Raw genomic sequence first — 14,567 nt, 5'->3', positions numbered from 1 at the left:
CCCTAGGGTTGTATCAATAGTAGGGCTGTAAAAGTGAAAAAGTAATGTATCCATTTCAAGTTCCGTTTCTCCACTTTGTCCAACAATTATGACTATGACAAAATTCTCCTAAAGTCCTATATAATAACTACATCCGTTCACATTTTCGTCAAATTTACCCTATCATAGGAAAATAATAGAAAACCACTACCAATATTTCGAATTCAAAATAATTAAACGTTCTAAAGTACTAGAAGATACTAGAAAAAAAGAATATGATGGATATTATCGCAACCAAAAAGCTTAAAATTTTTGAAGAAGAAATATGACAAACGTTTAAAAATGTAGGTCTTTTCTACCCTTTTATGTATCAAACGGCTTTCTTTTTGCGTCTATATTCATATCAGAGCGATTCTTGCTTATGAAACAACCATCGTTAGGACGAACGTCTTAATGATGTGAGCGTCTAAGATGTCTATGATATATAATGAAGATGGATATTCGGGCTTAGGCTGTTGGTGAATGTTTTCAATCAGCTTGTCAGTTATCACGACTATTTATTCAATAACTTCATAAGATTTAAAATGCAGATTTTTTAGAACGAGGAGATTTCTATGGAAAGATTACGTCCGATATGGGAAAAAGTATTGCGCTTTTGGAAAAGGATGCATTTTACCCAAATCCTATTATTACTAGGTTTATCTTTAATTCTATTTACGATCATTTATTTTGCGGTTTTAGCAAGCCAAGCAAATGTGGAATCGTTAAAGGCCGGTTTGAATCAATCAACCGTTATTTATGATAAAAATGAAGAGGTCGCTACAGAAATTGCGACCAATCGGACATCCGGTGTGGATGCTGCCGAACTACCTGAACATGTTCGCAACGCAGTCGTAGCGATTGAGGATCACCGTTTTTATGAACACAATGGTTTTGATCTAAAAGGAATTACCCGAGTATTCTTTAAAAATCTATTAGCCGGAAGAATCACTGGTGGCGGAAGTACGATTACGCAGCAGCTCGCCAAAAACGCCCTCCTTTCACCTGAACAAACGTATCGTCGTAAAGTCGAGGAATTATTTTTAGCAGTCGAGCTTGAAAAGACCTATAAAAAAGACGAAATCCTCCAGATGTATTTGAATCAAAGTTATTTTGGTAGTGGCGCTTGGGGAATTGTCCAAGCTTCAAAAAAGTATTTTAATAAAGAATTAAAGGATTTGACCGTCAGTGAAGCAGCTCTTTTAGCAGGACTACTACAGTCCCCATCCGCTCGGGATCCTTATAAGCATTTAGAACGGGCAATTGAACGAAGAAATGTTGTTCTTTCTCGTATGTTGGAAAATAACATGATTACCGAGGACGAGTATGAAGCAGCGAAAAACGAGGACGTTCATTTAGAGGATGGTGGCGGAAGCTTTATTAAGCGGGACTACCCATTTTATGTCGATGCTGTTTTAGATGAAGCTACTGGAAAGTACGGATTAACACAAGAAGAAATTTTAACAAGAGGCTATCAAATCTATACCAATATGGACCAAAAAATCCAAACAGCGATGGAACAAGTTTACGCAAAGGATTCTGTATTCCCGAAAGGAAGAGGTGGTGAAATCGTGCAAAGTGGCGCGGTTTTACTCGACCCTCACTCTGGTGGAGTACTTGGACTTGTCGGCGGTCGTGGAGATTATGTCTTCCGAGGCTTTAACCGAGCCACACACTTACAAGCACAGCCTGGTTCCACCCTTAAACCGTTAGCTGTCTACACACCGGCAATCGAAGAAGGCTATCTCGTCACCTCGATTTTGCAGGATGAGAAGAAAACATATGGCAAATATGCCCCAACAAACCCTAATGGCGTCTACAAAGGGGATGTCCCCATGTATGAGGCGTTGGAAGAGTCACTGAACGCACCGACCGTTTGGTTATTAAATGAAATCGGCTTGGCAAAAGGTCTTGATTCCTTGAAACGCTTTGGAATCCCATTAACCGAAGAGGACAAATATTTGGGAATTGCCCTCGGCGGGATGCACAAAGGAATTTCCCCATTACGATTGGCTGAAGCCTACTCTGCCTTTGCCAATGAAGGTAAACGCCAAGACGGTCATTTGATTACGAAAATTGTTGGACCAACAGGGAACGTAATTGCCGAACATAAAGGGAAATCAACAAGGGTCACATCTAAAGCAGTCGTTCGCGAAATGAACTCGATGCTATTGAATGTTGTCGAATCTGGAACAGGTACGGCGGCGAAAATATCCGGTGTTGAAATTGCTGGAAAAACCGGTTCTACTCAGCTTCCTTACGAAGATATCAACGGCTCTAAGGACCAATGGTTTGTCGGCTATACCCCAAATGTCGTCGGAGCTGTTTGGCTCGGCTATGATCAAACGGACCGAGAACATTATTTATCAAATAGTAGTTCCGAAAATGTCGTACCAATCTTCCGAGCGATTATGGACCAGTCATTGCCACATCTGGAACCTGGCGAATTTGACGTCGTTTCCGTCAATTCGAGACTCGCTGGTGTAAGCAAGAAAGAAGAGAAAGAAAGCAAGGAAATTACAGAAACCATTAAGGAAAAAACAGAAGTATTAAAAGAAGTCATTAAAGAAGAAAGTCCAAAATGGAAGCAAGTCATTTTGGAAATCAAAGAGGACGCGATTTGGCTCAAGGACTATGTGAAAGAGAAGATTGGTAAGTAGTCTGTTAAATACCCTATTTTGGGAGAAGCGGTTTTGTATTTTTCCATAAATAGGGTATTTTCATTTGGATTTTGAGGTAATGTCGTGCTTGCTGGCGTTGGTCGGGGGTTCTGCTCCGGGGGATGGGATGGCAAGATCCGCAATTATTGTCCAAACCCACGCAATTATTGCCAAATCATGCGCAATTATCCGTGGATCGCCCGCAATTAACGGCAAATTCCGCGCAATAAAACCCAAAACACCCGCAATCACTTTCCAACCAACACGTAATACCCTGTCGGTAGGATATTTGCTCTGGATGGCAAGATCCGCAATTATTGTCCAAACTCACGCAATTATTACCAAAACATGCGCAATTATCCGTGGATCGCCCGCAATAAACGGCAAATTCCGCGCAATTAACCCCAAAACACCCGCAATCCCTGTTCAACCAACACGTAATACCCTGGCGGTCGGATATCTGCTCCGGATGGCAAGATCCGCAATTATTGTTGAAACCCACGCAATTATTACCATAACCTGCGCAATTATCCGTGGATCGCCCGCAATTAACGGCAAATTCCGCGCAATAAAACCCAAAACACCCGCAATCCCCCATCCAACTAACCCACACACCGAAAAAAACAGCCGAAGTTTTCCTCAACTTCGGCTGTTCCTCTAATTTCACCTTGCAATATAGCGTAATGCCGTCTGTAATTGTAGGTCATTTTGTTCTTTTTTCATTTCTTCGAGGATCGCTGTTTCGAGGGCTGAGGCTGTTTGTTTATCAATTCGGCCACTGGCAGATAGATTTTTGTGATTTTGGAAGGCCATGACTGCTTTTTCCGTGTTTTCATCAAAGTAGCCATCCTCACGACCTGGTGCAAAACCAAGTCCATTTAACATTTGCTGGGCATTTTGTACTTGTTCATTGTTCATATCCATCATTAAAGCTGCATCAATTTGTAGTGGATGCGTATGATATATCTCTGGTTGCTCCACTTTTATATCAGGTTCAATTCCCTGCTTATGAATCCAATTTCCATCTGGAGTTAGCCACTTAAAGATGGTCAGCTTTATATTACTGCCATCCCCCATTGGTACGGGTTGTTGAACCGTCCCTTTTCCAAAGGTGTTTTCGCCAATCAGTTTATAGCCATTTGCTTCTTTTAGGGCACCCGCCAATATTTCGGAAGCAGAGGCACTACCTTTATCAACAAGAACGACGACAGGATAAGACTTTTCTTTTTCTAAACTTGAAAAGTAACGGAGTTTTTCTCCAGTTCGTTGCTCAATTTGAACATATGGTTTTTCCTTTGTCACAAACTCCTTAAGGATTTCTTCCACACTTGTTAAAAGTCCACCTGGGTTGCCGCGAACATCAATCACTAGTCCTTCGATCCCCTGTTTCTCCATTTTCGTAAGCTCTTCTTTAAATTCATTTGCTGTATCCTCTGAAAAAGAGGTAATTTCAAGGTAGCCAACATTTTTACCACCTTGCTTTTTTACATCTCCATATACCGTAATTTGCGGAATCTCATCGCGCTTTACTTCCACGACGAGTGGATCACGCAACCCTTGCCTCTCAATTTCAATCTTAACCTTCGACCCTTTTTCGCCACGAATTTTCAAAGTCGCTTCATATAAATCAAGCCCCTCAACACTTTCGCCATCTACAGAGAGAATGCGATCATTAGGCTTTAAACCAGCTTTCTCTGCCGGTGAATCCTTAAATGGTGCGACAATGATGACCTTTCCATCAACCATACTTACTTCAGCACCGATTCCTTCAAAGGAAGACTCCAACGTTTCATTAAATTGCTTGACCGTCTCCTTGTCCATATAGACAGAATATGGATCATCGAGCTTGCTCAGCATTCCCTGTATAGCGCCCTCTACCAATTCTTCCTCTTCAACCTCTTCCACATAGCTATTCTTAATTAATTCATAGGCTTTTCCGACTTTTTCTAAGCTTGCTAGTTCGAGTTCTGCTTGATTCTCGCTTTCCTGCTGTGGCTGCCGTGCTTCCTCACTAGTCCACTCAAAAACCAGATATGTACCTGCAGCACCTAGGCCCAAGGAGCAAGCGATGATCAGAGCAGTCCATATATGTTTCATTGTCTACCTCCTGTCTGTCCATTGGTAAGCCCTTATAGAAGGCCACATACTAAAGCCTTTTATAAAAAGTGAGTTCGTCTCTTCACTATATGATGAAATCGGACGAGTTATGAATCTAACCCCATGTTCTTTTCGATACGAATGGCAGGTAGGATAAGCGGAAATTTTTCCGTTATCTGCTAGATAGGGTTGTTTTTTAGAGGATATAAGGGAAGATTTTCCGCTTATGCAGAGCAAAATCACTTATTTTTGAATTATTCAAGTCAATAGGCGGAATTTCTCCTGCTATTTAAGCTGATTTTTATGGTATTTGCTAATTAAGCGGAATTCTTCCTGTTATTTATCAACTCAAAAGCTTGATAAATAGAAAATTACGTATACTATGTTCATACGTTATAGAAAAGAAAAAGCTGATATCAAAGAGTCGTCTTTAACGACCTTTTGACACAGCTTCTTCTTGTATCGATTAATTCGGATTTATAATGGAACGATTCCAACAGGATTGATTGCATTTGTTTTTGATAGATTCCATTCGCCTCTATGCAGTTCAAAATGTAAATGCTGACCGTATGAACGACCAGTGTTGCCCATTAGACCAATTTGCTGTCCTTTTGACACAACTTGTCCCTCGCTCACGGCACGGCTATTCATATGAGCATACACGGTTGTATACGTTTGCCCATTAATAGAATGGGCAATGAAAACGGCATTTCCATAGCTACTAGAATAATAGGAACGTATCACGACTCCAGAAGCAGCTGCGTAAATCGGTACAGTACCACTCGCCGCGATGTCCACACCTTTATGATCACCTAAAGAACGATTTCCAAAACCTGAAGATAAATATCCAGCAGCTGCCGGTCTTGTCCAAACTCCGCTCGATACCACTGGCGCTGTTTCTGTAGTAGACCCATTAGAATCTTTAGCAGCTTTTGCCGCTTCCTCAGCTTTACGTTTTTCTTCTGCTATTCTTTGATTCTCTAACTCTATCGCTTTTTGCATCGCTTTTTTCTGGGAAGCAAGGATGGCTTTTTCTTCTTCCATCTCTACAAGTTCATCATGCATATTTTCCTCTTCTTGTTTCAAAGAAGCCATTACTTTTTCCTTCTCAGCCTTTTGAGCATCTAAGGATTTCTTCATCGCCTCTAAATCTTGCTTCATCTTTTGTAGCTCAGAAAGTGTATCTTTGACTTCCTTTTGCTTACTTTCAAGTTCGGCTTTATCTGCATTATGTTCCTTCAAAATGTTTTGATCCGCTTGAACAAATACAGCAACCGCCCCAAGACGATCGATAAAGTCGCTAAAGCTCTTTGCACCGAGAAGAACATCGAAATAGGTGACTTGTCCATTTTCCTGAATCGTACGAGCGCGATTTTTCAAAAGTTCATTGCGATTGGCAATACGCTCCTCGAGCACTTTGATTTCTTCTTCCAATTTCTTTATATTCTCTTCAGCTTCGACAATTTGTAGTTCTTTTTCTTTTATTTTCGTTTCAGTATCCCCTACAGCTGTATCAATTCGCTTGATGTCTTGATCAACAGACGCCTGCTCATTTTTCACGTCATTTAACTTTTGATTTTGTTCATTTAACTTTGAATTGAGCTCAGACTGTTTTTCTTGAATACTATTTTGTTGTTTACTTAATTCATCAATTTTTGTGTTTGCTAATGCTTTTTCTAAAGGATAACCTGTTGCTAAAGTACCCAAACCAAGTGCCGTAACTACTGAGACGGTTAAGAGCTTTTTCTTCAATTCAGATTTCTCCTCCCTCTTTTTATGTAAGAAGGATCCCCAGGACGGACCTTAGGGATCCAAGACGATCTATCAAATTAAATTTTTAAAAACTTTCGTACGGACATGACGCTTCCCCAAATTCCAATAAATGCACCGATAAGGACTAGTAAGCCGCCTACTTGGAACATAAATGGATTGAATTCCAACAAATGGATAAAATGACCTTGAAGTTTAGAAGAAATGTAATCATAAGAGTAGCTATACAGTAAGCTAATGATCGTAATAGGAACGATTGAACCTAAAACGCCGAGCATAAGTCCTTCCAAAAAGAAAGGCCAGCGGATAAACGAGTTCGTTGCACCAACAAGTCTCATAATCTCAATCTCTTTTCTTCTCGCAACAATCGTGATTTTAATCGTATTGGAGATTAAGAACATCGCTGTAAATAAGAGACCAATAATTAAGACGAGACCTACATTTCTACTTGTTTTAATAAAAGAAAACAGTTTTTCAACATCGTCTTGTCCATATCTTACCTTTGAAGCGAAATCTAGTTTTTCAATTTTCTGAGCCACAGTCTCTAAATGCTCCGGTTTTTTCGTTTTCACGATTAACACGTCATAAAGAGGATTATCCTGTTCAAATAATTTAAAGGCTTCCCCTTCTTCACCTAGACTCGAAATTAAATTATCGAGTTCCTCTTCCTTTGGGGAAAAAACGACAGATTCGACTTCAGATAATTTTTCAATTTGACTTTGTAATTCGTCTTGGTTTTCTTTCGTTGCAGCAATATCAATATGAACACGGATGCTCACATCTTCTTCAATATCGGTTGCTACTTTATTTAAGTTCATCATAATGACGAAGAATACACCGACTAAAAGCAGTGTCACTGTTACCGCACTTACGGACGCAAAAGTCATCCAGCCATTACGCGCAAGGTTTCTTAAGCTCTCCTTCATATGTCGGCGGATGGTTCTAGCTTTCATATCCGTAATCACCTCGCTGTTCATCACGGATAATTTGACCATTTTCAATGGCAATTACGCGATGTCTAATTGTATTAACAATTTCCTTATTATGAGTCGCCATCAAGATTGTGGTTCCTCTTGTATTTATCTCTTCAAAAATTCTCATAATTTCCCATGATGTGTCTGGATCGAGATTTCCTGTAGGCTCATCAGCAATCATCACCTTTGGAGAATTAACGATCGAACGAGCAATCGACACCCTTTGTTGCTCTCCACCAGAAAGTTCAGTCGGTAACATTCTTGCTTTATGCTTTAAATTAACGAGATCCAATGTTTCCATAACACGCTTTTTAATATATTTTGGTTGTTCCTCAATGACTTCAAGAGCAAATGCGACATTTTCATAGACAGTTAATCGAGGCAATAATTTAAAGTCCTGGAATACGACACCTAATTGGCGACGGAAATGAGGAATTTTACTTTCCTTTAACTTTCCAAGATTGACTCCGTTGATCATAATCGTACCTTTACTTGGCTTTTCTTCACGGAACATCATTTTGATAAATGTAGATTTTCCTGCTCCACTTGGACCAACTACATATACAAACTCACCTTGATTGATGTGCACGCTAATCCCATTAGCAGCGACGACACCATTCGGGTACTTCTTATATACGTCTTCCATTTCGATCATCTATATCACCCTTTAGGTATTTTCTATATTGACATATTCATTATTTTGTACTTTTTTGCAGCCAAAACCATTATAACATCATATTTTGTCGATTTACCTTTAAAAAATATTACATTTTCTTTTCAATGTGGAAATTAACCTAATATTTTACAAAAAGAGAGGAAATTCTTCCTAAAATAGAATGGTGGTTATCATCTAAAATTCCTAAATTGGTGAAATAAAAGGAGAATTTTGGCGATTTTTGGATGGAGATCAAAAAAACGATCCAACTTGGATCGTTTTTTGGAGTGCTATTTATTTCATACCCGCTAACCATTCAGCGACAGCAGCTGCTTCTTCACCTTTTAATTGGCCTGAAGGCATGATGCCGATACCATCAATAATGATTTTCTCGATTTCTTCTTTCGTCATTTGCGAACCAATTTGAGTTAAATCCGGCCCAACTCCACCTGATAGGTCGCCACCATGACAAGTCGAACATTTTTGTGCATAAGATTTTTCATAGTCAACAGTAGCAACAGTCCCCTCATCGCCTGAATCAGCGTCTGTTTCAGTTTCAGTGTCCGCTTCTGTTTCTTTATCTGCCTCTTTACTTGAGCTTGTTTCTTGTGTTGCATCTGTTCCTGAAGACTTCTGATTTTCACTTTGTAAGGTGAAAAATACTAAAGCAATTAAGGCAATAATAAGTGCTGCTAAAACGGCAAGATGCTGTTTCTTCAATTAAAACTCCCCCTAAATTCAGTGAAAATGACATGATTCTTCCTTTATTATAAAAAAGCCCTTTACACTATAGCCGTTTAATTTGTAGCAATTTGGTGAACTTATTCTTTTTTTATAATATTTATAATCTAGAAAATAAAAAACGCCCTGTCTTTTAGAGGCAGAACGTTTACGAAACGATTATTTTTTTGCAGCAAGCCATTCTGCTAGAGCATCTGCTTCTTCATCGGAAACATTTTGAGCAGCCATTGCCCCTCTTCCGTTTACAATGACATCCTTAATTTCATCAACAGTTAGATGTCCACCAGCTACAGAAAGATCTGGACCAACTCCTCCAGTTAAATCTCCACCGTGACAGGCAACACAGCCCTTATCATTATAAATTTGCTCTGCATTAACACTTGCTGTTTCTCCACCACCAGTATCTGTAGCTTCATCATCTCCGCCACCACATGCAGCTAACACTAGTGAAGTACCCATTAATAGTGCAAGAAGCTTCTTCTTCAATTGAAACCCTCCTCAGGTAAATAATACATATACGAGATAATTATACCAATTCTATACTCGTTTGAAACCCTCGCCGAGTACCTCTGCCGCATCCATAACGACAACAAATGCAGTTGGATCAATACTTTTTACCAATTGTTTCAATTTTGTGAACTCCGTTTGATCCACGACACACATAAGGATGGGCCTCTCTTGATCGGTATAACCACCGTATGCTGATAGTTTTGTCACACCTCTATCAATTTTATTCAAAATCCCTTCACGAACTTCATGTTGCTGGTTTGTAATGACCATGACCATTTTCGAGCGCCCCCAACCAATCTGCACTAAATCGATTGTTTTACTTGTTACATAAAGACCAATTAAGGCATATAAGCCTCGTTCAATATCAAAAACAATCGCAGCAGTTAAGACGATCAGTCCGTCAATGAGGGCGACACATGTTCCGAGCGAAAGACCTGTGAATTTATGAATGATTTGTGCTGCTAAATCTGTTCCCCCTGTAGAACCTTTTCCGCGAAAAACGATTCCGAGTCCTAACCCGACACCAATGCCTCCAAATAGTGAGGCTAAAAGGGGGTCAGTTGTCCACGGCTCCAAGTCCTTCGTTACGAACACAATGAAGGGAAGAAATATGGTTCCGATCAATGTTTTCAAACCGTATTGTTTTCCTAGAAAAATAACGCCTGCAATGAATAAGGGAATATTAAAGGCCCACTGCACATAAGCCGGCTCCCACCCAAGAATCGCATCAGTGATCGTACTAATTCCACTTACCCCACCTGACGCGACTCGGTTCGGAAGGAGAAAGACATTAAAGGCCAATGCAACTGCAGCAGACCCAATTAAAATATAAACATACTCTAGTGCTTTACTCCATTTTGGATGATATGTATTCGTTCTCTTACGCATAATAATAATTCTCCTTTTGCTTAGGATATCTCAGATGTGAATGGATCATGCCGTCAGTGAGTATATCATGAGGGAAAATCGCTGTAAATGCTATTGTAGTAACGTTTTAACGGGGTAAAACTTGTAGGAGTAGTGGTTTTTGAAAAAAATATGGTCTAGAGCCCGCATGTTTGCTTATATCGACGCTTTTCGGGATATATCGGACTAAATTTGATTTTATCGGCTAATTCAAAATATTTCGGTCAAAACACACCATATATCGGTCAAACGGAAAAAAGCACCACACACCAAAAAGACCCTCACGCCAAGTGAGGGTCTCCAACAAAATTAAAAATTACAAACTCAATTTCGAACGTAAGTAGGCATTGATGAACGGATCCAAGTCCCCGTCCATGACTCCTTGAACGTTTCCGCTTTCGGTGTTTGTGCGGTGATCTTTAACCATGGAATAGGGATGGAAAACGTAAGAACGAATTTGGCTTCCCCAACCAATATCCTTCTGCTCACCGCGGATTTCAGCAAGTTCTGCTTCTTGCTCTTCAATTTTCTTCTGATAAAGCTTTGCTTGGAGCATTTTCATCGCTGCTTCACGGTTTTTAATCTGCGAGCGTTCATTTTGACATTGAACGACAACACCTGTTGGCAAGTGAGTAATACGAACCGCTGAATCGGTCGTATTAATATGCTGACCACCGGCACCAGTCGCACGGTACGTATCTACCTTCAAATCCTCTGTGCGAATGTCAATTTCAATTTCATCATTCATCTCCGGCATCACTTCACAAGAAACGAATGAAGTATGACGACGGCCAGATGAATCGAAAGGAGAAATACGGACCAAACGGTGTACCCCTTTTTCCGCTTTCAAATAGCCATAAGCATTATGACCTTTAATCCCAAGAGTGACACTTTTAATTCCTGCTTCATCACCAGGAAGATAATCCAATGTTTCCACTTTAAAGCCTTTTTTCTCCGCCCAACGCGTGTACATACGAAGAAGCATGGAGCCCCAGTCTTGAGACTCAGTCCCACCTGCACCTGGATGAAGCTCTAAAATGGCATTATTTTTATCATAAGGTTCGCTTAAAAGAAGTTGGAGCTCATATGCATTCATGCGCTTCACTAATTCCTGCATTTCAGAAATTAACTCTGCCAATAGCTCCTCATCGTTTTCTTCCTTCACAAGCTCGTACGTTAACTCTAAATTTTCAAACGTCTCGTTTAGATCGTGAAATTCATGGACCTGATCCTTCAAACCATTCGATTCACTGATGACCGCTTGAGCACTTTGCTGATCATTCCAAAATTCCGGCTGAAGCATTTCATCCTCAAGCTCGGCAATGCGCGCCTCTTTGTTCTCTAAGTCAAAGAGACCCCCTAAAGTCCGCTAATTTCTTAGCTGTATTTTCTAACTCATGACGAATATCTGCTAATTCCATTTCTGTCACCTCATATTTTCCGGGACGCGGGGACAGGTTCCCCGTCCCAGATAGTGGGACGGGGAACCTGTCCCCGCGTCCCGCTATCTATTAAGACGTTTTCCCACAACAATTCTTATATTTCTTACCGCTGCCGCAAATACATGGGTCATTTCGTCCCACATCTAGTGCTTTGACGACTGGCTTTTTCTTTTGTTTTTCTCCATCTTCCTTCGGATTAACCGCTTGACCTTTCGCCACTTCTTCACGCTCGAGGTTATTGCGAATTTCCGCCTTCATAACATATTTCGCTGCGTCGTCTTCAATGGCAATAACCATTTCTTCAAACATCGCGAAGCCTTCTTTATTATATTCACGAAGCGGGTCAATTTGACCGTAGGCACGAAGATGAATTCCTTGACGGAGCTGATCCATTTGGTCGATATGGTCAATCCACTTCGAATCTACTGCACGAAGAAGAACAACCTTCTCGAATTCACGCATTTGCTCCTCAGCAAGCTGACTTTCTTTTTCATCATACCGCTCTTTTACTTTGGCAAAAATAACGTCGATGATTTCCTCCGTCTCCTTGTTGTTGATATCTTCAATTGTCAAATCGCCTTCTTGTAAAAGGTTTCCGTTGACGTAATCGATGATTCCTTGAAGATTCCATGTCTCCCGCTCCTCATGACCCGGTGTAAAGGCCTCTACATGACGGGTTAAAGAGCTTAAAATCATATTTTCAAGGATGCTACGTAAATTCTCAGATTCAAGCACTTCATTACGCTGCTTGTAAATGATTTCACGTTGCTGACGAAGCACATCATCATAGGACAAGAGCTGCTTACGTGCGTCAAAGTTATTTCCTTCTACACGTTTTTGCGCTGATTCTACCGCCTTTGATACCATTTTACTTTGAATCGGCTGGGAATCATCCATTCCAAGTCTCGACATCATTGCCTTCATGTTGTCAGAACCGAAGCGGCGCATCAATTCATCTTCCATAGAAAGATAGAACTGAGTCACACCTGGGTCTCCTTGACGACCGGAACGTCCGCGGAGCTGATTATCAATACGGCGGCTTTCGTGTCGTTCTGTACCGATAACGGCTAAGCCACCAAGCTCTACTACTCCTTCACCAAGCTTAATATCTGTACCACGACCAGCCATATTTGTAGCAATCGTAACGGCACCCTTTTCACCTGCATGAGCGATAATTTCCGCTTCACGACCATGGTTCTTCGCATTTAATACATTATGATGGATCCCTTTTTTCGTTAAATATTTCGCAATCAACTCAGATGTCTCGATTGCAACCGTACCAACGAGAACAGGTTGTCCCTTTTTATTACGCTCAGCGATGTCCTCACAAACGGCACGGAATTTTCCATCCATTGTCGCATAGATTAAATCTGCTCGGTCATCACGAGCAATCGGTCTATTTGTTGGAATCGCAATAACATTCATATTATAGATGTTACGGAATTCTTCTTCCTCCGTCTTCGCCGTACCAGTCATACCAGAAAGCTTTTCATACATCCGGAAAAAGTTCTGAAACGTGATCGACGCAAGGGTCATACTTTCATTTTGGATTTCCAAGCCTTCTTTCGCTTCAATCGCTTGGTGGAGTCCATCACTATAACGTCGCCCTTTCATTAAACGACCCGTAAATTGGTCAACGATGACGATTTCGCCTTCTTGAACAACATAGTCGACATCCAAATGCATGCTGGCATGAGCCTTTAACGATTGTCCGATATGATGATTTAAGGCCACATGGCGAATATCAAAAAGGTTCTCAATTCCAAAAGCTTTTTCCGCTTTCGAGATCCCTTCTTCAGTAAGCTGAACGCCTTTTGTTTTCTCATCATAAGTGTAATCTTCGTCCTTTTTCAACGTACGAACGAACGCATTGGCTTGAATGTATAAAGCTGTCGACTTTTGTGCGGAACCAGAAATGATCAGCGGTGTTCTCGCTTCATCGATTAAAATCGAGTCGACCTCATCGATAACAGCAAAGTTCAATGGGCGCTGAACCTTTTGCTCCTTGTAAAGGACCATATTATCACGAAGATAATCGAAGCCAAGCTCATTATTCGTGCTATATGTAATATCACAAGCATACGCTTCTTGCTTTTCTTCTTTTGTGAGGCCGTTTGTGTTTAAACCAACAGTTAGCCCTAAAAATTGATAAAGCTCACCCATTTCAGTGGCGTCACGACTAGCTAAATATTCGTTGACCGTTACAACATGAACACCTTTTCCAGACAAGGCATTAAGGTAAACTGGCATTGTCGCCGTTAATGTTTTACCTTCCCCTGTTTTCATCTCAGCAATATTTCCTTCGTGAAGGGAAATCCCCCCCATTAGCTGAACCGGATATGGGTATAATCCCAGCACACGCTTGGCCGCTTCACGAACAACAGCAAATGCCTCTGTTAAAAGTTCCTCTAGTGTTTCACCATTTTGATAGCGGGCTTTGAACTCTTCCGTTTTCTGACGAAGTTCTTCATCACTTAAAGCAGCGGTTTTTGACGCAAGTGCCTCGATTTCCTCACTCATCTTCGTTAATTTCTTTATCTCACGCTTATTCGGATCAAATACTTTATTTAACATTCCAAGCATTGAATACGCTCCTTTGTTTCATATGTAAAATCGGCTCTATTCCAATAAAAATCATTGATAACTCGTACTTTATTCTTATTAATATTACCACTTCCACATTGGAGTGACAACTTTGGTAGGTTTGGGGTGCGTTCGCCGATATAGTGGTTTTTTCGCTGATAAATCTTAATTTTCGCCGATAAATTTGAAAAATCGCCAATATCCGACTAGT

The 14,567-nt window shown here is 40.6% G+C and carries 11 protein-coding genes; 2 read left to right on the top strand and 9 right to left on the bottom strand.

Going from position 1 to position 14,567, the window contains the following annotated elements:
- Positions 1-593 precede the first annotated feature (593 nt).
- Entirely contained in the window at positions 594-2,678 is a 2,085-nt protein-coding gene (locus AA0X71_RS02930; protein ID WP_413359018.1) for a transglycosylase domain-containing protein, read from the top strand.
- A 127-nt stretch (positions 2,679-2,805) separates the two neighbouring features.
- Positions 2,806-3,339 carry a hypothetical protein gene (locus AA0X71_RS02925; RefSeq protein WP_413359016.1) on the top strand — a complete coding sequence of 178 codons (534 nt, stop codon included), beginning with the start codon at positions 2,806-2,808 and terminating at the stop codon, positions 3,337-3,339.
- A gap of 2 nt (positions 3,340-3,341) precedes the next feature.
- On the opposite strand, the gene AA0X71_RS02920 is transcribed toward AA0X71_RS02925, so the two are convergent.
- From AA0X71_RS02920 to secA, 9 genes are all read right to left on the bottom strand, one after another.
- Positions 3,342-4,775 (bottom strand): S41 family peptidase, encoded by a 1,434-nt coding sequence (locus AA0X71_RS02920; protein WP_413359012.1) that lies wholly within the window; start codon positions 4,773-4,775, stop codon positions 3,342-3,344.
- 477 nt (positions 4,776-5,252) lie between these two features.
- A complete protein-coding gene (locus AA0X71_RS02915) occupies positions 5,253-6,527 on the bottom strand; it encodes a murein hydrolase activator EnvC family protein (RefSeq protein ID WP_413359009.1) in 1,275 nt (424 codons plus the stop codon).
- A 77-nt stretch (positions 6,528-6,604) separates the two neighbouring features.
- Positions 6,605-7,498 carry a permease-like cell division protein FtsX gene (gene ftsX, locus AA0X71_RS02910; protein WP_413359006.1) on the bottom strand — a complete coding sequence of 298 codons (894 nt, stop codon included), beginning with the start codon at positions 7,496-7,498 and terminating at the stop codon, positions 6,605-6,607.
- On the bottom strand, positions 7,488-8,174 hold the full coding sequence (ftsE, locus tag AA0X71_RS02905) for a cell division ATP-binding protein FtsE (protein WP_413359004.1): 687 nt from the start codon (positions 8,172-8,174) through the stop codon (positions 7,488-7,490). Before ftsE ends, ftsX begins: the two co-directional genes overlap by 11 nt.
- Positions 8,175-8,468: 294 nt before the next feature.
- Positions 8,469-8,894 carry a c-type cytochrome gene (locus tag AA0X71_RS02900; protein ID WP_413359002.1) on the bottom strand — a complete coding sequence of 142 codons (426 nt, stop codon included), beginning with the start codon at positions 8,892-8,894 and terminating at the stop codon, positions 8,469-8,471.
- 180 nt (positions 8,895-9,074) lie between these two features.
- Positions 9,075-9,401, bottom strand: coding sequence for a cytochrome c551 (gene cccB, locus AA0X71_RS02895; RefSeq protein WP_413358999.1), 327 nt, complete (start codon positions 9,399-9,401; stop codon positions 9,075-9,077).
- Between the two features lie 51 nt (positions 9,402-9,452).
- Positions 9,453-10,313 (bottom strand): YitT family protein, encoded by an 861-nt coding sequence (locus tag AA0X71_RS02890; protein ID WP_413358996.1) that lies wholly within the window; start codon positions 10,311-10,313, stop codon positions 9,453-9,455.
- Between the two features lie 334 nt (positions 10,314-10,647).
- Positions 10,648-11,752 (bottom strand): peptide chain release factor 2 gene (prfB, locus tag AA0X71_RS02885; RefSeq protein WP_413358994.1). Its coding sequence is split into 2 segments (ribosomal slippage): positions 10,648-11,679 and positions 11,681-11,752, totalling 1,104 coding nucleotides; the frame shifts between segments, so codons are not numbered across the junction.
- A 90-nt stretch (positions 11,753-11,842) separates the two neighbouring features.
- Positions 11,843-14,356, bottom strand: a complete 2,514-nt coding sequence (gene secA / locus AA0X71_RS02880) for a preprotein translocase subunit SecA (protein WP_413358991.1) — start codon at positions 14,354-14,356, stop codon at positions 11,843-11,845.
- Between the last annotated feature and the right edge of the window lie 211 nt (positions 14,357-14,567).

The organism is Robertmurraya phoenicis, from assembly GCF_047302285.1.
Classification (GTDB): domain Bacteria; phylum Bacillota; class Bacilli; order Bacillales; family Cytobacillaceae; genus Robertmurraya.
This window is presented reverse-complemented; position numbering and strand designations above follow the sequence as displayed.

Excerpts from the sequence above, each read along its gene's own strand:
- AA0X71_RS02925 (WP_413359016.1), top strand. The coding sequence starts at position 2,806 with ATGGCAAGATCCGCAATTATTGTCCAAACCCACGCAATTATTGCCAAA.
- secA (WP_413358991.1), bottom strand. The coding sequence starts at position 14,356 with ATGCTTGGAATGTTAAATAAAGTATTTGATCCGAATAAGCGTGAGATA.
- ftsX (WP_413359006.1), bottom strand. The coding sequence starts at position 7,498 with ATGAAAGCTAGAACCATCCGCCGACATATGAAGGAGAGCTTAAGAAAC.
- AA0X71_RS02930 (WP_413359018.1), top strand. The coding sequence starts at position 594 with ATGGAAAGATTACGTCCGATATGGGAAAAAGTATTGCGCTTTTGGAAA.
- AA0X71_RS02890 (WP_413358996.1), bottom strand. The coding sequence starts at position 10,313 with ATGCGTAAGAGAACGAATACATATCATCCAAAATGGAGTAAAGCACTA.
- AA0X71_RS02920 (WP_413359012.1), bottom strand. The coding sequence starts at position 4,775 with ATGAAACATATATGGACTGCTCTGATCATCGCTTGCTCCTTGGGCCTA.
- ftsE (WP_413359004.1), bottom strand. The coding sequence starts at position 8,174 with ATGATCGAAATGGAAGACGTATATAAGAAGTACCCGAATGGTGTCGTC.